The 17739-nt window shown below is 43.3% G+C and carries 20 protein-coding genes; 3 read left to right on the top strand and 17 right to left on the bottom strand.

Annotated features, from left to right (window positions below):
• Nucleotides 1-83: 83 nt before the first annotated feature.
• The 14 genes from CYL18_RS01285 to CYL18_RS01220 form a co-directional block, all read right to left on the bottom strand.
• Complete coding sequence (locus CYL18_RS01285) at nt 84-491, bottom strand: Asp23/Gls24 family envelope stress response protein (protein ID WP_104847655.1); 408 nt, start codon at nt 489-491, stop codon at nt 84-86.
• Between the two features lie 29 nt (nt 492-520).
• Entirely contained in the window at nt 521-1873 is a 1353-nt protein-coding gene (gene accC, locus CYL18_RS01280) for an acetyl-CoA carboxylase biotin carboxylase subunit (RefSeq protein ID WP_104847654.1), read from the bottom strand.
• A gap of 10 nt (nt 1874-1883) precedes the next feature.
• A complete protein-coding gene (gene accB / locus CYL18_RS01275; RefSeq protein ID WP_104847653.1) occupies nt 1884-2387 on the bottom strand; it encodes an acetyl-CoA carboxylase biotin carboxyl carrier protein in 504 nt (167 codons plus the stop codon).
• Nucleotides 2388-2898: 511 nt separating this feature from the next.
• The gene (locus tag CYL18_RS01270) at nt 2899-3435 is read right to left on the bottom strand and encodes a SpoIIIAH-like family protein (RefSeq protein WP_104847652.1); all 537 of its coding nucleotides are present in this window, start codon (nt 3433-3435) and stop codon (nt 2899-2901) included.
• A 24-nt stretch (nt 3436-3459) separates the two neighbouring features.
• Entirely contained in the window at nt 3460-4110 is a 651-nt protein-coding gene (gene spoIIIAG / locus CYL18_RS01265) for a stage III sporulation protein AG (protein ID WP_407984495.1), read from the bottom strand.
• Nucleotides 4107-4730, bottom strand: coding sequence for a stage III sporulation protein AF (gene spoIIIAF / locus CYL18_RS01260; RefSeq protein WP_104847651.1), 624 nt, complete (start codon nt 4728-4730; stop codon nt 4107-4109). Before spoIIIAF ends, spoIIIAG begins: the two co-directional genes overlap by 4 nt.
• A 14-nt stretch (nt 4731-4744) precedes the next feature.
• Complete coding sequence (gene spoIIIAE / locus CYL18_RS01255; protein ID WP_104847650.1) at nt 4745-5944, bottom strand: stage III sporulation protein AE; 1200 nt, start codon at nt 5942-5944, stop codon at nt 4745-4747.
• Between the two features lie 41 nt (nt 5945-5985).
• Nucleotides 5986-6369, bottom strand: a complete 384-nt coding sequence (gene spoIIIAD / locus CYL18_RS01250) for a stage III sporulation protein AD (RefSeq protein WP_104847649.1) — start codon at nt 6367-6369, stop codon at nt 5986-5988.
• Between the two features lie 27 nt (nt 6370-6396).
• Nucleotides 6397-6600, bottom strand: a complete 204-nt coding sequence (gene spoIIIAC, locus CYL18_RS01245; protein WP_049670184.1) for a stage III sporulation protein AC — start codon at nt 6598-6600, stop codon at nt 6397-6399.
• A 22-nt stretch (nt 6601-6622) separates the two neighbouring features.
• Complete coding sequence (gene spoIIIAB / locus CYL18_RS01240) at nt 6623-7138, bottom strand: stage III sporulation protein SpoIIIAB (RefSeq protein WP_104847648.1); 516 nt, start codon at nt 7136-7138, stop codon at nt 6623-6625.
• The gene (gene spoIIIAA, locus CYL18_RS01235) at nt 7135-8058 is read right to left on the bottom strand and encodes a stage III sporulation protein AA (RefSeq protein WP_104847647.1); all 924 of its coding nucleotides are present in this window, start codon (nt 8056-8058) and stop codon (nt 7135-7137) included. Before spoIIIAA ends, spoIIIAB begins: the two co-directional genes overlap by 4 nt.
• A gap of 189 nt (nt 8059-8247) precedes the next feature.
• Complete coding sequence (gene efp, locus CYL18_RS01230) at nt 8248-8805, bottom strand: elongation factor P (RefSeq protein WP_104847646.1); 558 nt, start codon at nt 8803-8805, stop codon at nt 8248-8250.
• 22 nt (nt 8806-8827) lie between these two features.
• Nucleotides 8828-9889 carry a M24 family metallopeptidase gene (locus tag CYL18_RS01225; RefSeq protein ID WP_104847645.1) on the bottom strand — a complete coding sequence of 354 codons (1062 nt, stop codon included), beginning with the start codon at nt 9887-9889 and terminating at the stop codon, nt 8828-8830.
• Nucleotides 9890-10051: 162 nt separating this feature from the next.
• On the bottom strand, nt 10052-10561 hold the full coding sequence (locus tag CYL18_RS01220; RefSeq protein ID WP_104847644.1) for a YqhR family membrane protein: 510 nt from the start codon (nt 10559-10561) through the stop codon (nt 10052-10054).
• 132 nt (nt 10562-10693) lie between these two features.
• On the opposite strand from CYL18_RS01220, the gene CYL18_RS01215 reads away from it, so the two are divergent.
• Both CYL18_RS01215 and CYL18_RS01210 read left to right on the top strand, forming a co-directional pair.
• Nucleotides 10694-11644, top strand: coding sequence for a DUF1385 domain-containing protein (locus tag CYL18_RS01215; protein WP_407984493.1), 951 nt, complete (start codon nt 10694-10696; stop codon nt 11642-11644).
• A gap of 84 nt (nt 11645-11728) precedes the next feature.
• Nucleotides 11729-12139 carry an SA1362 family protein gene (locus CYL18_RS01210; protein WP_104847643.1) on the top strand — a complete coding sequence of 137 codons (411 nt, stop codon included), beginning with the start codon at nt 11729-11731 and terminating at the stop codon, nt 12137-12139.
• 44 nt (nt 12140-12183) lie between these two features.
• On the opposite strand, the gene CYL18_RS01205 is transcribed toward CYL18_RS01210, so the two are convergent.
• The 3 genes from CYL18_RS01205 to CYL18_RS01195 form a co-directional block, all read right to left on the bottom strand.
• Nucleotides 12184-13089 carry a patatin-like phospholipase family protein gene (locus tag CYL18_RS01205; protein ID WP_104847642.1) on the bottom strand — a complete coding sequence of 302 codons (906 nt, stop codon included), beginning with the start codon at nt 13087-13089 and terminating at the stop codon, nt 12184-12186.
• 77 nt (nt 13090-13166) lie between these two features.
• Nucleotides 13167-14195, bottom strand: a complete 1029-nt coding sequence (gene splB, locus CYL18_RS01200; protein ID WP_104847641.1) for a spore photoproduct lyase — start codon at nt 14193-14195, stop codon at nt 13167-13169.
• Between the two features lie 92 nt (nt 14196-14287).
• A complete protein-coding gene (locus CYL18_RS01195; protein WP_104847640.1) occupies nt 14288-16843 on the bottom strand; it encodes a vitamin B12-dependent ribonucleotide reductase in 2556 nt (851 codons plus the stop codon).
• A 575-nt stretch (nt 16844-17418) separates the two neighbouring features.
• Here CYL18_RS01195 and CYL18_RS01190 point away from each other — a divergent pair.
• Nucleotides 17419-17718 (top strand): rhodanese-like domain-containing protein, encoded by a 300-nt coding sequence (locus tag CYL18_RS01190; RefSeq protein WP_104848315.1) that lies wholly within the window; start codon nt 17419-17421, stop codon nt 17716-17718.
• The last annotated feature ends 21 nt before the right edge of the window (nt 17719-17739 follow it).

Raw genomic sequence — 17739 nt, 5'->3', positions numbered from 1 at the left:
GTTCCTTTTCACAAAAGCGCTCACATTTTCCTCATAAAAAAGAGACCAGTCCCGTTAGGTACATGGTCTCTTTAGGATATCCATTACAGCTGTTCTTCTACTTCCGGCTCAGCTTTAGCCGTTTCGAATTGTACGCCAACGATGTGAATATTCACTTCATTTGCATCCAGCGCCGTCATATTAAGTAATGTTTGGCGAATATTATCCTGTGCTTCCTGTGCAACCTTCGGAATCGAGATTCCAAATTTCACGAGGCAATACACATCTATTTTAATGCCATCTTCGCTAAGCTCCACTTTTACGCCTTTACCGTGGTTTTTCTTTCCTAGCTTTTCAACAACGCCTGAAGCGAAATTCCCTCTCATCTGCGCGATTCCTTCGACTTCTGAAGCAGCCAAACCTGCAATTACTTCAATGACTTCAGGAGCAATTTCAACCTTGCCTAAACCGCCATCATATCCATCCATTTCCAATGCATGATTCTCACTCATGTCTAACACCTCCAAATCATCTAACTCTATTATGAGTTCATCACGTCGTAAGTTTCAAGGAATTTCGTGTTAAAATCGCCTGAAACAAAAACATCATGATTTAATAATTTTAAATGAAAAGGGATTGTGGTATCAATACCTTTTACGACAAACTCATCCAAAGCTCTTTTCATTTTCTTGATGGCTTCTTCTCGCGTTGGGGCATGAACAATCAATTTAGCGACCATGGAATCATAGAATGGCGGAATGGCATAGCCTGTATATACAGCTGAATCAACACGCACACCAAAACCGCCAGGAGGAAGATACATATCTACCTTGCCTGCTGATGGCATGAATTTTTTCTCCGGGTTTTCGGCATTTATCCGGCATTCGATTGCCCAGCCGTTCATTTGAACATCCTCTTGTCGGATTGTCAGCTCTTGGCCAGAAGCAACAAGAATTTGTTCCTTGATAAGATCAATGCCTGTCACCATCTCTGTCACTGGGTGCTCCACCTGAATCCGGGTATTCATTTCCATGAAATAAAATTGGCGGTTTATATGGTCATAAATGAATTCTACGGTTCCTGCTCCCGAATATTGAACAGCCTTCGCAGCCGTGACAGCTGCCTGTCCCATTTCCTCGCGCATCTCGCTGTCAATGGCCGGGGAAGGTGTTTCTTCGAGCAATTTCTGGAGGCGTCTTTGAATGGAGCAATCACGTTCTCCAAGATGAATGACATTTCCGTGTTTATCCCCAAGCACCTGGATTTCTACATGACGGAAATCTTCGATGAATTTTTCTAAATAAACGCCAGGATTGCCAAACGCTGTAGCAGCTTCCTGTCTTGTGATTCGATACCCTTTTTTGAGTTCTTCCACATTTTTGGCCACTCTGATGCCTTTACCGCCTCCGCCGGCAGTTGCTTTAATAATAACTGGATAACCAATACTCTCAGCGGTTTCGACTGCTATATCCTCATCCGGAACAATGCCTCTTGAACCGGGAACTACAGGCACACCCGCCTCCCGCATTGTCTCTCTTGCAACATCCTTCGTCCCCATCTTTGAGATAGCGTCTGCCGATGGCCCGATAAAGGTCAAATGGCAATCCTCGCACATATCCGCAAAATCGGCATTTTCAGCCAGGAAGCCATACCCGGGATGAATGGCATCACAATCTGTCAGCTTCGCTAAGCTAATTATATTGGCAGTATTTAAATAACTATCCTTCGATGTCGTTGGACCAATGCAGTAGGCTTCATCCGCTAGCTGCACATGCAGCGCAGTCTTGTCTGCCTCCGAATAAACAGCAACGGTTTCAATATCCATCTCTTTACAAGCCCGAATAATTCGGACTGCTATTTCGCCCCGATTGGCAACTAGAACTTTCTTAATCATTTTGTTCCTCCTATTCGGGTTTCACCAAAAATAAAGGCTGTCCGTATTCAACCAATTGTCCATCCTCAACGAGAACTTCGATAATCTCACCGGAAACTTCTGCTTCAATTTCATTGAATAATTTCATCGCTTCTACAATGCAGACCACTGATTCTTTCCCTACTTTGTCACCAGCCTTCACAAATGGATCATCTTCTGGCGAAGAGGCTTTATAAAAGGTCCCTACCATAGGGGAAGTGATTTTTTGATAGCTAACATCATCTTTGGCCGCCGGTTCCTTTGCTTCACTAGACTGCGCTGGTGCAGGTTCAGGCGCTGGTGCAGGCCTAGGCGGTTCTACGGCAGCAAGCGGTTCTTTCACGGCATCTTGAGCTGGTGTTGCAGGAGATTCTAGGCTGCCTTTAGCCGTCCCCCTTCTAATTTCAAGTCTGGTTCCCTCTTTTTCAAAGACAAATTCATCAATGCTCGTTTGATCGATTAATCTTATGATTTCACGTATTTCCTGTACCTTCATCAGGAATCAGCCCTCCTAGTTATTCACGTAATATTTCGTAAAAATATAAATATGTAAAAAATACCATATGAGTTAATCATAATAGTTTTTGGCAAAAAAGTGAATTCTTAAAAGACTGATATCATTCAGTCCAAAAGCTGCTCATTATCTAATCTTCAGAATTATCTATATAAATATAGCTCTTACTATTAAATAATTATGTTATCTGCAACTTCGACAAAAATTATTAGTTTATTTGAATAACATTAAATTATTTTAAAATTCTCGTACCAATATTTTCATTCGAATGCTATTCCTGCAGGCTTCCCCTGTTAGTAGATATCTCAACATGCCAGCATTCAGAGTAGACCCCGCCAGCTTAAATGTAAACGACGAAGTTTTTATCATTTGTTTTAGTTCCCTACTGATGTTCAAGTAAGAAAGAATTTCTCCCTTACCATATTCCTAACAAAAAAAACAGATTGAAAAACCTAAACGGTCTTCCCACCTGTTTCACAATCTTTATTGCTCATTATTTTTCCGGCTGAAATTCTACCGCTACGGCATTGGTCTTGCCGATTTCCTTGGTCACCATTTGGATAATCTTGTTCGCTGCCTCAGCATCTGGTTTCTTAGCTTTGACGGTGATTTGGATTTGTTTATTATCCGCTCTTACTAGAGCATCCTTATAGCCTAATGCGACGATCATCGATTCAAGCATATCCTCCTTCGTGGATAGTTCATCAAGCTCTTCAATTTGTCCATGCGCCTCTACCCGTTCTTCCTCTGATAAATCGCTTGAGGCGACCTTCTCAGTCAATTCTTCCTTCTCCTTGCTTCTTTCATCATTTAAGTCCATGCGCATCGCCTCAAAGGCTGAATCGTTTGATTCATTGGATACGATTGTCGATTGGTCGGCATTGCCGTTCTCATCACCGCCTGATTTCGTCTCCTCATTTGCTTCCTGATTAACTGTTGTCTCCTGCGGGGATGTAATATAGTAGACACTCAAGACAGCCACCAAACTTAACATCGTTAATAACCAAACTGTTTGTTTTCTAAGCAACACGGATAACTCCTCCTCTTTTCTTATTTATTTTTTTGCACTGACGGCGACGCGGTGGCTCGGAACATCCAGCACTCGTGTCACAGCTTCAACAATTTCCTTTTTGATGCTGATATTATCCGCTCCCTTAGCAACGATAAGGACTCCCCTGATTGTTGGCTTCTTCGTTTGCTGAATAAGCGGTACTTCCTTGTCCCCTTCCCGAATAATGACTACTTTCTCATCGGTTGAGAAATCCTCTACCTTTCTCTCTCCGCCGTCACGGTCAGTCTCTTCTGTAATTTGATGCTGGGAAACGGCGTTCTTCTCATACACCTTTTCCTCTGTTGAATCCACATTAACGATTACGGATACATCTGATACACCGTTCATCGTCTCAAGTGTGTCCTTCAGCTCCACTTCATACGCTTTCTCGATAGAGGCAATTGTGCCAGCTTTTTTCGTACTTCCAGAAGCAAATGTTTCTGCAGCATCCTTATTCACTTCACTGCTTGCTGCCTCAAACACCGCGTTGGTCTTGTCCTCCATTTCATCCCCGCGGTTGATAAACAGACTGCTGATCATAAGGAGGATACCAGCAAGGAGCATGATTGCTATATTTCGATAGGGCGGCTTCTTCCCATCTCCTTCCTGTTTCATAAACATTCCTTTGAATTTGTTTAGCTTTTCTTTATTCAAAGCCCATCACCCCCTTCATTGATTTCAATTATAAGTTTGCTGCTGGTAATGCCCCATTTCTCAGACAAAATTTCCTGTATGCGGGGTGAAGGTGCGGTTATGAGAGATTGCTGTTCTTCCAGGTCGATGTCAACCTTCTCTATAGGTTGTACACCTTCTGCTTCTTCTGTACTTTGTTCCTCGAGGGTAACATGAATGGACTCAATATTTTCTTCCTTCAGCTCCCCCTTTGGATCGATGAGCCGGATCTCCACATCACGGATTTCATACCCACTCCTTTCTATCAGCTCCTTTTCTGCTTCGGCTTTAAGTTGGACAGCCATCTGTTCCAATATATATGCTTGTTGAGTCTGTTCTATTTCTTTTTTCTTCGTTTCTAGTGAATTTTCCATTGTTTGGCCTCCCCAGACCCCGTTGGACATGATTTTTTGCTGGATATCACTGGCGAAATCCTGTTTAAACAGAGAGAGAATAGGCGTAAGAAAAATTGCGGTCAGTAACAGCCCAATCACTAGCTTGGTGTATTTTTGCATCGATGAATTGGGAAGGAGCATGTCCAACACAACCGCAAATAAGATGAAAACGATGATATTGGTCACCCATGTTGTCAAAAAAGACATGAATTGCTCCCTCCTTATCGAACCATCATAGTGATATTACCGGCTGCGACAATGACCGTTACCGTCAAGAAGAACATCAAGCTAACAATCGCAAGTGCGGCAAAAACATATATGATATTCTTGCCAATGACCTCGAGGCATTTGATAATTGGGCCTGCCCCAAGAGGCTGCAAAATAGCAGCTGCAAACTTGTAGACCAGGGCAATAAGCAGGATTTTCAAGGCAGGAAAGGCAGTCATGATCAATAGCATGACTACACCAGCAATACCGACAGTGTTTTTCAAAAGCAGGGAAGCGCCGATCACTGTGTCAGCAGCATCGGTGAACATTCTCCCAACAACCGGAATGAAGTTTCCTGCCAGAAACTTCGCGGTTCGAATCCCGATTCCATCAGCCACTGCTGTTGAGATTCCCTGCACAGATATGACTCCGAGAAAGACGGTCATGAAAATCCCTAATAGCCCAATGCTCCATGTCCGCAATAATCCGGCCAGCTGGGTCACCTTGTATTGCTCTGACAGCATACTGACAATGCTCAGCAAGGTCGAAAGAAACAAAAGAGGCAGGACAATGTACTCGATCAGCGCCCCGCTCGTGTTCATCAAAAATAAAAGCATTGGATGAAAGAAGGCGGCAGATAGGGCGCCCCCAGAACTCGCAATCAAGGCGAGTAAGAGCGGCACAAGCGCAATCAGAAAATCGGTAATTTGCGATATGGTTGTGGTGACATAACTGACCGCTACATAGAAGCTGTTAAGTGCGATGATCATCAACACCATAAAGACAATCGAGTTAGCCACCTTGCTGACAGAGGTCTTCTCAAACGTGCTTTGCAAGGATTGCAGGAAAACACTAAACACCGTCAGCAAAATCAAGGTTCCAAGCAGCTTCCCATTTGCTATCAGCTCGTGAAAGATGAATTGAATGATTCCTGAAAGCCACTCCTTAAAAGAAAATTTTTTCTCACCGCTAATGAAATCTACGAAACTGCCTTTTTGTGATTCCGGGAGAAAACCGCCATATTGATCATAAACTGAATCCCAGAACTGCTTCAGGTCATCTAGCGGGATGTCTTCCACACCGAATGTTTCAACAGCCTCCTCTTGCTGTGTATTTACGCTTGTCGACCCCGGGGCAGCCAACACTTGCTGGCTTTGGCTGCAAAGAAATAGAAGAATGAAGAGTAGAATGCTTGTCCGCAGAAATTGCTTCATATATTATTCAGCCCCTTTGATTGCTTTCCAAAACAAGAGCATTAATTCGGAATCATTTGAATGATGCTTTCAATGATGACGCTCAAGATCGGAATGGCCATTGTCAGGATGAGGATTTTACCAGCCAATTCGATTTTCGAGGCAATCGCCCCCATCCCGGCATCTTTCGTGATTTGAGACGTAAATTCCGCGATATAGGCAATGCCAATTATTTTCAGCACAGTGGATAAATACACCATATTCACATTTGCATTCGTGGCCAATTGCTGAATCATTTGGATAATTTCATAAATCTTGTCGACCAGGAATAGAAAGATGGAGCTTCCAACAAAGACAACAAGCAAAAAGGCGAGATTCGGCTTTTGCTCCTTTATAATCATGGCAAGGAACGCCCCGATTAGGGCTACACCGGTTATTTGCAGCATTTCGATAGCTCATCACCCCAAGCTTTTCTATTGAAATAGGAATACGGATTTAATCCGGTCAATCAGCTGCCCAACTACCTGGGCAACATTAAAAAGGATATAGATGAAACTGACCAAAATCACCCACTGTGAATATTCCTTCTTTCCGACCTGATCAAGAATCGTATGAATGAAAGCCACAATCAGCCCAACACCCGCAATTTTAAAAATAATATCAATATCGATTCCCATTCCGCTCATTTCCCCCTATTCATCACAACAACAGAATCGCAATTAAAAGACCGGAGAAGAATCCAAGGCTTTTAACCATCTTGTCGTATTTGCTTTGCTTATCAAGCGCCATCAGCTCCTCGCGCTCAAGGTGAGTCAATGTGAGCTGGATTTGTTTTTGCTGAGTATCACGGTCATGTTTTCCGAGTGTCTCTCCAAATTGAAAAAGGATTTCCAGCTCTTTTTCCTCAAGCTCTGTCCACTTCCTCATTTCTTCTATGCTTTTTCTCCACGCGCTCGTGACTGTCTGACTTTCCTCGTTCAGATTATCCGCAAATAATGTAAAGCCACTCGAGATAGGGTCAGGAATCTGCTTAGCTAGTTTCAATACCGCTTCCCTTAGCGGCATATGACCATACATGATTTCAGCCTCCAGTATTTGCAAGGCTGCTCGTATGTCCCTAATTTGCTTCGGACGGGCAACCAGCCGTTTCGCTATATCCCAGCCAACCCATGTGGTCGAGAAGACAATCAGCAAGGCACCCAGTAATTTGATCATGTTCTCACTCTTTCCTTGCCATATAGAATCTTCCCAGCTCCATCTCTGATCATCGCCACACAGCCGGGCTTGTCTAGCCTTTCAAGTTCAATGAAACGGTCAAACCGAGCTTCTGTCACGATTGCCTTCATGCTTGGTCTTGAAAGAATATCCTCCAAGCTATGTCCATGTACCGTGATAAAGAGAGCCGTCCCGGCATTGACAGCTTCCATTACAGCGTCTTGATCCTCTTTTCTGCCAATCTCATCGGCAACTAGAATATCCGGGCTCATGGAGCGGATCATCATCATCATGCCCTCAGCCTTCGGGCAGGAATCGAGCACATCCACCCTGATGCCAAATTCCATCTGCGGGACTCCATGAACGCATCCAGCAATTTCTGAACGTTCATCAATAATTCCCACCTTTTTGGGGTCGATTCTATTCCGTTCGCTTCCTGCCGAAGCTATCCTAGCCAAATCCCTGAGGAATGTTGTCTTTCCTGATTGCGGCGGGCCGATAACCAATGTGGATAACCACCGGCCTTGATACAAATACGGAATCCATTCTTCCGCCAGCCCCTTCTTCTGCCGCGCAATCCGGATATTAAAGAAGGTGACCTCTCGTATGCCTTTCACATAGCCATTCTCCAGTATCACCTTGCCGGCAATCCCAACCCGATGGCCTCCCTTTATGGTGATATAGCCTCTTTTCAGTTCCTCATCGAGCATATAGAATGAAAATTGACTGATCTTATTCATGAAAATCTCAGCTTCCTCCCGTATTACAGGCCGTACCCCATAATGAACTCGCCGGCCTGCCATGACTTCTAGCGGTCTTCCGACTCTGATGCGGATTTCTTCCACCTCTTCTTCATTCAAGGTCATTCTCTCCATATCAGCGAGAACAGCCTTTGGCAGCATTTCCAAAACTCCTTCCATACAATCTCCCTCACCATATGTGTCATTTACTTAAAATGTATTCATGGACAGGCAGTTTATGTCTTTCAGACTGGAAAAAGTTTGGACAGGCATATAAAAAGCCAGGAGGCTTCTCCTGGATACACAAAAAAGCTGCAGGCAAGCCAAGAATAAATTGGCTGTACCTGCAGCTTATGTTTTAGATGATGATTATCCGCGGGATACGTAAGAACCATCAGAAGTATTAATGATTAGTTTGTCTCCTTCATTAACGAAGAAAGGAACTTGAACAACAAGGCCAGTCTCAACAGTTGCCGGCTTCGTACCGCCTGAAGCTGTGTCGCCTTTGATGCCTGGTTCAGTTTCTGTTACTTCCAGTGTAACTGTAGTTGGCAGCTGAACGCCAAGTGTTTCTGTTTGGAACATCATGATTGAAACTTCCATGTTTTCTTTCAAGAATTTCAACTCATGCTCGATTTGCTTAGATGGCAATTCGATTTGGTCATATGTTTCGTTATCCATGAATACGTGATTGTCGCCGCTCGCATATAAGTATTGCATTTTGCGGTTATCGATGTGTGCTTTAGATACTTTCTCACCGGCACGGAATGTTTTCTCTTGGATTGCTCCTGTACGAAGGTTACGCAATTTGGAACGAACGAACGCTGCGCCTTTACCTGGTTTTACGTGCTGGAATTCGATTACTTGCCAAATACCGCCGTCTACTTCAATTGTTAAGCCTGTTTTAAAATCATTAACAGAAATCATGTAATAATAGCCTCCTACTGCCTTATAAAATAATTAATTCTTTTGTTGAATGGGTCAATCTTTCATTGCCGCCTTCTGTCAGCAATAGATCATCCTCTATGCGCACGCCGCCGATTCCCGGCAAATAGATACCCGGTTCACACGTTACGGTCATGCCCTCTTCCAAAATCATATCTGATTTCATGGACAAGCCAGGACCTTCGTGAACCTCAAGGCCGATGCCATGCCCGAGGGAATGCCCAAAATATTCACCATAGCCTTTTGCTGCGATAATATCCCGCGCGAGCGCATCTGCTTGTTTGCCCGTTAAGCCAGGTTTAATGTTTTCCAGCGCATACACTTGAGCTTCAAGCGTGATAGCATAAATCTTCTTCAGCTCATCAGTTGGTTCGCCGACAGCGATTGTTCTTGTGATATCGGAAATATACCCATTATACAAGGCCCCATAATCCAATGTAACGAAATCGCCTTTCTCGATGACCTTATCACTTGCCACCCCATGCGGCAACGCCGAACGCGCGCCGGATGCCACGATGGTGTCAAAGGAAGATGAGGTTGCACCCGCTTTACGCATGAAGAATTCAAGTTCATTGGAAACTTCCATTTCCGTCAAACCCGGACGGATAAACCCTAAAATATGCTCAAAGGCAGCATCTGCAATGTCTGCCGCATCCTTTAATATCTTAATCTCTTCAGGTGTCTTAATCAAGCGCAATTTTTCCACAAAGCCGGATATCGGGACAAGCTCTCCCTCAACTAGGCCTTCATAGATTTTGTAGGTCGCAAATGTCAGATCATCCTGCTCAAACCCAATTTTCTTTGCACCCATCGCTTTCACTTGAGCCGCCACTTCATTTTCAATTGGCCCTGTATGCTTGACGATTTCAAAGCCAACTGCTTGCTTGGCCGCTTGCTCTGTATAGCGGAAGTCAGTAATAAACTTCGCTTCCTTTTCAGAAATAATAACAATACCGGAGGTGCCGGTGAAATTTGATATATATCTTCTGTTATAGGGATTTGTGATAATCATTGCATCTATTTGTTCTTTGGCAAGATTTTCACGAAATCTTTTTAATTTTTCCATCATGTTCTCTCCCTTATATAAAATGATCGTAGACACATTTTCCGGAGGCGGGCAGGTATTCTCCCTTTTATGTATGTATCCGCGGTGAATTGAGCCGCTCAAAGACAGCCCATTGCAGCTATTTTTCATTTTATCATATGCAGGAAAGTCATCACTATAAATTTATGCCTGAGCTTCCTTTTTTTCTGCCTGTATCTTTTTCTCCAATTCCCGTTCATGATATTCAAAGCTGATTGAATACCCGATAAAAAGCCCAAAAAGCAAGAAGAGGCAGAAAGTCGTAATAATCGTATCAATGGACAGTTCCATAACTGTCTTCATTCCCGGAAAAAGCGGGCGCAAAGCGAGAAAAATCAGAGCCCAAATGGCAATTCCGTAACCAACGCCCAGCCAGTAAGAATTAAATTTGCGAAATAAGGCCGAATACAAATGTGAAAACAGCAGAGAAATGAAAGAAAGGCAAACAAGCGAAAGAATCACCCCAATCCACCCCTTAGCAAAATCCGCCTTAATCCAACTCCGGATAACGAAGGTTGGTCCGATCTCTGTATAGTTAAAATACGTAAATAATTGAAATATCGCTCCCCAAAATAAACCGGCGAATAACCCGATTATGGATACGGTCATTCCAAAACTCATTGGCTGCTTTACTTCCGCTACATTCTTATTCATTCTTCTTCACCTCACAGGATAGTATGCTCCATTTTAGTAAAGTTCATAATGAATGAATCCAATAGTAGAGAAAACGCTCAAGATTCGGTAAAATGAAAGTATAAACACGCATACTATAAATCATATGGAGTGGTGAATACATTGGATAACAAACCAGTCTACGGCGGACAGGCTGTCGTAGAAGGTGTCATGTTTGGCGGCAAGCATTGTACCGTGACAACCATCAAGCGGAAGGACGGAACCTATGACTCCTTTTCTATGCCGCGCAAGAGTCACCCAGTCCTTCAAAAGTTAAAAAAAATCCCTTTCATAAGGGGCATTGTGGCAATTATCGAATCAAGCGCTGTCGGTTCAAGGCATCTTTCCTTTTCTACCGACCGATATGATGTAGACCCTAAGGATGACGACAGTATCGTCAAGGAAGAAGAAACCTCTAAGATCGGCATGATTCTCGGTGTCGCCGCTGTCGGGATTCTTTCCTTCATCTTCGGAAAAGTTCTATTCACCCTTATCCCGGTTTTCCTGGCGGCTATTTTTCAAGATGTAGCGCCAGCAAAGGGAGCCCAAATATTAATAGAAGGATTCTTTAAACTAGCTTTATTGCTTTTGTATATTTATTTCGTATCGATGACACCGCTCATCAAGCGCGTATTCCAATATCATGGCGCTGAGCATAAAGTCATTAACGCTTTCGAGGCAAATAAGGAATTGACGGTTGAGAACGTGCGTAATGCCTCGCGTCTTCACTACCGCTGCGGCAGCAGCTTCATTCTTTTTACCGTTGTCGTTGGGTTATTCCTGTATATGTTTGTTCCAACCGACCCCTTATATGCCCGGATCTTAAATCGTCTAGCGTTGATACCCGTTGTTCTCGGTGTATCCTTTGAGGTATTGCAATTGACCAATAAACTTCGCGATGTACCGGTGCTCAAGTTTCTCGGCTATCCGGGGCTTTGGCTTCAGCTTTTGACCACTAAAGAGCCAAATGATGACCAAATCCAAACGGCAATCATTTCCTTCAATACAATGCTAGAAGAAGAAATAAAAACTGAGCAAGGTTTAACCGGAGAGAAAATTGTGTAAATTAAAATTAAAAGGCAAATTTATTGGTTTAGTTGTTTAAATTCCCATAAATACGCTAATGATGCTCTTAAGGAGGTGCTTTCAATGAATCGTAACAAATCATCTATCATCATTTATGTTCTTCTAGGATTAGCGGTACTGGGATTGATTTATACAATACAGTTTGAAGCTGTATCATTCATACGGAGTGTACTTATTGGAGCGGTAGTCATGGGTATTATCTATCTTGTTTACAAGCGATTCATAATGAAGGGCAGCACAGGCAACTCTGGCAAAGAGCGTCAAGCATACCAGAAGGCAGCCAAGGTCTCTTCTAAGAAGCATAAACAAGATACGATGAAACCAAGAAAAAGCAGAAATAGACACCATAATACACATGGATTAACCGTCATCTCAAAAGAGACATTCATCAACAGACCGAAAAAGAAATCAAATATCCAATTGACCGTTATCGAAGGAAAAAAAGCACGCAAGAAAAATCGGGCCCTATTTTAAACAGCAAAAGGTTCAGGCGACCACAAGCTTGAACCTTTTTTCATTTAATCAATTTTCTTTTTCTTAATTCGATGCGTCCATTGCTTAATGAACAGAGCTGCTGCATTGCGCCCGCTCTCAATCAAGCCCGTTCTCTGCTCATTTGTTAGAGAAAACTCTATAAAATTCGCATCCTTCACCGGGATGAAAATAATATTTTTGACGAATTTGCGAGAGATGTAACGCGAGTCATGGGCATTGCGCATAGTTTCAAATAAGGAGGAGAACAGGCCGATTGCATTATTAATTTCCTCCGGTTCCTTACCTGTCTTCTCATATACTAAATTAAGTCCCAAAACCGGCCTGATGGATTTTACATTATCTTGGTCAAATAACCACATCGGAAAGTTTGATAAAACCCCTCCATCGACAATGATATATTTTTCCCCGACTGTTTTTAATTTAATGGGTTCAAAGAAAAAGGGAATGGAACAGCTCATGCGAATCGCTTTTGCAACAGGGAATTGCAACGGATCAATATTATAGGCAGCTAGATCATCCGGCAATATGAGCATACGGCCATTCGACAGGTCTGAGGCAATGATACGCAGCTGTTTATCAGGCAGGTCGCCAAAGGTGCGAATGCCCTTTTTTTCAAGGGTTTCCTTAATCCAGCACTCTAAAGCATCTCCTTTATATAGTCCCATCGTCCAATATAATTTTAGCCAGCGCGCAAAAGGAAAACGAATCCTTTTCTTTGTTTCCAAGAGCCTGCTGAGCTCTATATCATCCATCAGCAGCTTAATCTCAGCCCCGCTGTACCCAGCTGCAAGAAAACCCGCAATAATGGAGCCTGCACTTGTACCTGCAACACGCTTAAAGGCATACCCCTGCTGTTCGAGCTCCATAATGGCTCCAATGAGGGCAAATCCTTTTATACCGCCGCCGCAAAAAACCCCGTCTATGTACAAACTTATGCACTCCCTCCTAAAGATGCGCTGTCTTTTACTTATCATCTTTAAGCAACAGGAGTGCATTTTAGAACAGCTTATGTGAAGTATTTTATTTCAGCCTGTGGGAAATGGGAATGGATAGCTCCTTCTATATGCTCCTTTAAATGGGCCGCCTCATCATCCGGATAGACGTATTTGCCTATTCCATATTTTCCCCATTTATATTTCCTTTTGGATTCATCCATTTCCAGCTTTGATTTCGGATATCTTGCCTCAATGACCTTTTTGGCAGGCTTCGTGAAACGATGCTGAATCAGCTCAAAATATAGGGGAGCGTCCGCATAATCACCTAGCGCCTTTTTTAGCCGCTCAAATAATTCGGAGTACCCTTCCTCCCAGCCTTCATGCATATAAATTGGCGCCACAATAAACCCTAAATGATAGCCGGCCGAAGCCACCTTCCTCGCCGCCTCAAGCCTTTGGTCAAAGGTAGACGTGCCTGGCTCGAAATTCTTGATGACATAGCGAGAATTGATGGAAAAACGGAAACTCGTATGCCCGTTATGCCGCGCATCCAATAAATGGTCGACATGATGGAATTTTGTTACGAACCGTAAACGCCCAAGCTCGGTTTCCCCGAAAAAATTAATCGCCTTCTTCAAGGAATGTGTCAAATGATCAATCCCCACAATATCTGAAGTACAGGCCGCCTCAAAGCGCGTAATCTCAGGAGCACGTTCACCTATATAGGTGAGCGCTTTGTCAAAGATTTCTTCAAGATTGACATAAACGCGGATATACGGCTTGCTGCCAAGCGTTGTCTGCAAATAACAATAATGGCAATGCCCCATGCAGCCGGTTGCCAGCGGGATGGCATATTCGGCGGATGGCTTTGACGTGTCGAATTTCAAGGTTTTCCGAAGTCCCACTACCATGGTTGATTTAGCGACCCGATATTTTTGAAGCTCTGTATCACCAGGAAGATCCCTGATTTGATTATGAGAGGTTGTTTGCCGTATTTCCACATTCGGCATCCCTTGAAATTTTTCATATAATTCACGGCCTAATGGATATTCCATGGCCTTTGGCTCAAAATAAACCAATTGCGGTATAAATGGCTTCATTATTTCACCTACCTTAAAGGTAGTATGTTCAAGTACATAAAAAAGGATGGCAAGAAACTTTGCCATCCTTTTGAAATCATTGCCTTATTTAATTACAAGCCACATTTCAGCTGAGCGCCACAGTTGGTGCATGTGTTGCAGCCGCCTAGCTCCTCAACCTTCCCTTTTCGGCACACAGGGCATGTATTGCCGACTTCGCTTCCAATCGTCACACTCGTTGATTCTAGCGCATTAATTGTGTCAACAAGAACAACATGCTGTTTTGGACTTTCTGCCGGTATTTCAGTCGTATCCGTATTTTCTTCCTTCTTCAAGGTCAATACTTGTGTGTCACGGCTGCCGTCTACATATACAGTACCGCCTTTGGCTCCACCCTTATAAAGACGCTCGTACACTTTTTCGACCTGTTCAACGGAATATCCTTTCGGCGCATTCACGGTCTTACTGATGGAGCTGTCAATCCAACGCTGGATAATACACTGCACATCCGCATGTTTTTCTGGAGTCAGTTCCATCGCAGATACGAACCATGATGGCAAGTTATTAGGGTCACATTCTGGGTTACGAGCTAAATAATCTTCTACAATATCCGCTTTCACTTCGATAAATTTACCAAGTCGTCCGCTTCTGAAATACGTGAAGGAGAAATATGGCTCAAGTCCTGTTGATACCCCTACCATCGTTCCTGTGCTTCCTGTCGGCGCTACAGTCAGAAGATGTGAATTTCGGATGCCGTATTCAAGAATGTCCTGACGGATATGCTCCGGCATTTTCTTCATGAAACCAGATTGGATGAAGGCTTCACGCAAGGCTCTTGTTTCTTCCTCTGTTTCTCCAACCAGGAATGGGAAGCTTCCTTTCTCTTTCGCAAGCTCAATGGATTCCTCATAAGCTGCTGTAGCAATCGTTTCAAAGACACGATCAACAAGCTCATTACCGTCTGTTGAACCATATTCCTTTTCACAATAGATCAGCATATCATGAAGACCCATTACACCGAGGCCGACGCGTCTTTCGCCCAATGCCTGGCGTTTATTCTCTTCAAGGAAATATGGTGTTGCATCAATGACGTTATCCTGCATGCGAACACCGACCTTAACCGTTTCCTTCAGCTTATTGAAGTCAACCGTTTTCGCATCCTTGTCCGTCATTTCCGCCAAATTGACTGCTGCCAGATTACATACGGAATAAGGAGCAAGAGGCTGCTCACCGCAAGGGTTTGTTGCAACGACCTTTTGTCCGTAGCTCTTTGCATTCGTCATGTCATTCGCATTATCGATAAAGAAAATACCTGGTTCAGCAGAGTAAGTCGCACAGATGTTGATTAAGTTCCATAATTCCTTCGCTTTTACCGTACGATATACTCGAACAGCGTGTCCACGTTTTTCCCATTCGCGCACATCTCCGCATTCTGCCCACTCATTGTTGTAGATTTCCATTTCTTTCGGGCTGTAGGATTCCACATCTGGGAAGCGCAATTCATACTCAGCGTCATTCTCCACAGCTTCCATGAATTCTTTCGTGAGGCAAACAGAGATATTCGCTCCAGTCAAGAAGTCTGGATTATGGACAGCGTCATTACCGCCCTTTGCTAATTTATCCTCTGCATCTTTAATGATGTCTTCATTGAATCCGCCAAGCCCCGGAATCGACTTATAATTCACAATTCCTTGATACATTGCTTGTTCTTGCACTGTAAGCGGAGTGAATTTCAGCTTCTCTTGGGCATGTTTTTGAATCGTCTCATCCTCGGATACCTCCATCAAGAAGCGCAAAATTTTCGGATTCTGCATTTTGGAGATGATGAATTCAATGATATCCGGGTGCCAGTCAGCGAGCATAATCATTTGCGCGCCGCGGCGAGAGCCGCCTTGCTCGACCAAATGCGTCAACTTCGCGATATCATCGAGCCATGAAACTGCACCGGAGGATTTCCCGTTAACCCCACGCGCAAGGGCATTACGCGGACGCAATGTTGAACCATTTGTTCCAACACCGCCGCCTCTGCTCATGATTTCCATGACTTGCTTACGATGTTCTGAAATCCCTTCGCGGCTGTCCTTAATGAAAGGCATAACATAACAGTTGAAGTATGTTACCTCCGTCTCTGAACCAGCCCCGTATAGTACACGGCCAGCAGGGATAAAGTTCGTTTTGACCAATTGCTGATAGAATTTCTCAAATGATTCCTGACGCTTTTCTTCCGTTGTCTCCACCTGTGCCAAACCATAAGCGTTCCGTTTCGCAATTTGCTCATAGTAAATCTCAAGCGGCTTTTCAATGACGTCAAGTGACTTGCAAATCAAGCCTGTTTTGATTTCTTCATGCTTGTCCAAGGAAGCTCTGTATTCTTCTTCTACGAGGACATAAGCCTTTTTCTTTTCCCAATCGATTTCTTGAATATATCCTAGTCCGCGGGCTGGGAATTTAGGATCTTCCTTGATCGTTAAGACTACGAAGTCACCATTGGCAAGGGTTATCTTCTCCGTGTCCTTAAACGAATAGCGATCGATCATAACTAGTCTTGATACACCTTTATATGTCTTTTGCATGTCGGGTGTTATCGGAAACACCTGTTTAAAATTAGCAATATCCTTATTTAATCTTTCGACATTTACTGACAGCTTATGATTAACAGCAGTATTCAATCTGATCTCTCCCAACCTCTTAAGTATTCTTCATGTATATTCTTGCTCAGCTGCACTTCTATTTGATAATCTAACGTTATCATACGTCATTTCGAAATTCAACTACATATTGTGTTCCTGCCTACCAAATACATACCATATATTGTATTAGTGCATGTTTTTGTAATTTTGTCAATTGTTCATAATGGATAAAAAATTAAGATATTTTGAGAATACGAACATTTTTCTACCCTTTATGGACAAAATTAAACAATATTCGCCTTATAGGACTTTTGCATTATTTTCTCCTGAGTCACTCGCTGTTTCCATCTCATGAAACTCATATAAAAAAGCATGTTCCAAATGCCAGAACATCCATTATATCGGCCCATTAATGAAGACGTAAAGGTTAAAGTCTCCTATCCAGGCGATTTTCTCAGAAATTTTTTTTGCCAGACAAAATATCTACCTGTATAATAAATGAGGGAACATAAGAGAAAGTGGGGATTTCATTGACATTAACGTCATATATTCTGATTGGCCTGGCTGTGCTGATCATTGCGTACTCAATTTACAGCTATTTCTCTACAAAAAAAATGGTGAAGACCTTATCCCAAGAGGAGTTCAAGGCTGGCTACCGTAAAGCCCAGCTGATTGACGTTCGTGAACCAAACGAGTTTGACGGTGGACATATTTTGGGAGCCCGTAACATCCCATCTACCCAGCTGAAAATGCGCATGAAAGAACTGCGCAAGGACAAGCCAGTCTACTTGTACTGCCAAAGCGGAATGAGAAGCACCAGAGCTGCTCAAATGCTGTACAAGAATGGCTACCGCGATATATATCAGCTTGATGGCGGATTCAAGAAATGGACTGGTAAAATTAAAAGCAAATAAAAAGAGCCGATGCTGTTAGAA

The organism is Pradoshia eiseniae (genome assembly GCF_002946355.1).
Lineage (GTDB): Bacteria > Bacillota > Bacilli > Bacillales > Pradoshiaceae > Pradoshia > Pradoshia eiseniae.
The sequence above is the reverse complement of the archived record's forward strand: the minus strand, read 5'-3'. Positions and strand labels throughout refer to the sequence as shown.

Excerpts from the sequence above, each read along its gene's own strand:
- accC (WP_104847654.1), bottom strand. The coding sequence starts at position 1,873 with ATGATTAAGAAAGTTCTAGTTGCCAATCGGGGCGAAATAGCAGTCCGA.
- CYL18_RS01285 (WP_104847655.1), bottom strand. The coding sequence starts at position 491 with ATGAGTGAGAATCATGCATTGGAAATGGATGGATATGATGGCGGTTTA.
- CYL18_RS01225 (WP_104847645.1), bottom strand. The coding sequence starts at position 9,889 with ATGGAAAAATTAAAAAGATTTCGTGAAAATCTTGCCAAAGAACAAATA.
- spoIIIAD (WP_104847649.1), bottom strand. The coding sequence starts at position 6,369 with ATGCTGCAAATAACCGGTGTAGCCCTAATCGGGGCGTTCCTTGCCATG.
- accB (WP_104847653.1), bottom strand. The coding sequence starts at position 2,387 with ATGAAGGTACAGGAAATACGTGAAATCATAAGATTAATCGATCAAACG.
- efp (WP_104847646.1), bottom strand. The coding sequence starts at position 8,805 with ATGATTTCTGTTAATGATTTTAAAACAGGCTTAACAATTGAAGTAGAC.
- CYL18_RS01190 (WP_104848315.1), top strand. The coding sequence starts at position 17,419 with ATGGTGAAGACCTTATCCCAAGAGGAGTTCAAGGCTGGCTACCGTAAA.
- CYL18_RS01220 (WP_104847644.1), bottom strand. The coding sequence starts at position 10,561 with ATGAATAAGAATGTAGCGGAAGTAAAGCAGCCAATGAGTTTTGGAATG.
- CYL18_RS01210 (WP_104847643.1), top strand. The coding sequence starts at position 11,729 with ATGAATCGTAACAAATCATCTATCATCATTTATGTTCTTCTAGGATTA.
- spoIIIAE (WP_104847650.1), bottom strand. The coding sequence starts at position 5,944 with ATGAAGCAATTTCTGCGGACAAGCATTCTACTCTTCATTCTTCTATTT.
- spoIIIAC (WP_049670184.1), bottom strand. The coding sequence starts at position 6,600 with ATGGGAATCGATATTGATATTATTTTTAAAATTGCGGGTGTTGGGCTG.
- spoIIIAA (WP_104847647.1), bottom strand. The coding sequence starts at position 8,058 with ATGGAAGGAGTTTTGGAAATGCTGCCAAAGGCTGTTCTCGCTGATATG.
- spoIIIAB (WP_104847648.1), bottom strand. The coding sequence starts at position 7,138 with ATGATCAAATTACTGGGTGCCTTGCTGATTGTCTTCTCGACCACATGG.
- splB (WP_104847641.1), bottom strand. The coding sequence starts at position 14,195 with ATGAAGCCATTTATACCGCAATTGGTTTATTTTGAGCCAAAGGCCATG.
- spoIIIAF (WP_104847651.1), bottom strand. The coding sequence starts at position 4,730 with ATGTCTTTTTTGACAACATGGGTGACCAATATCATCGTTTTCATCTTA.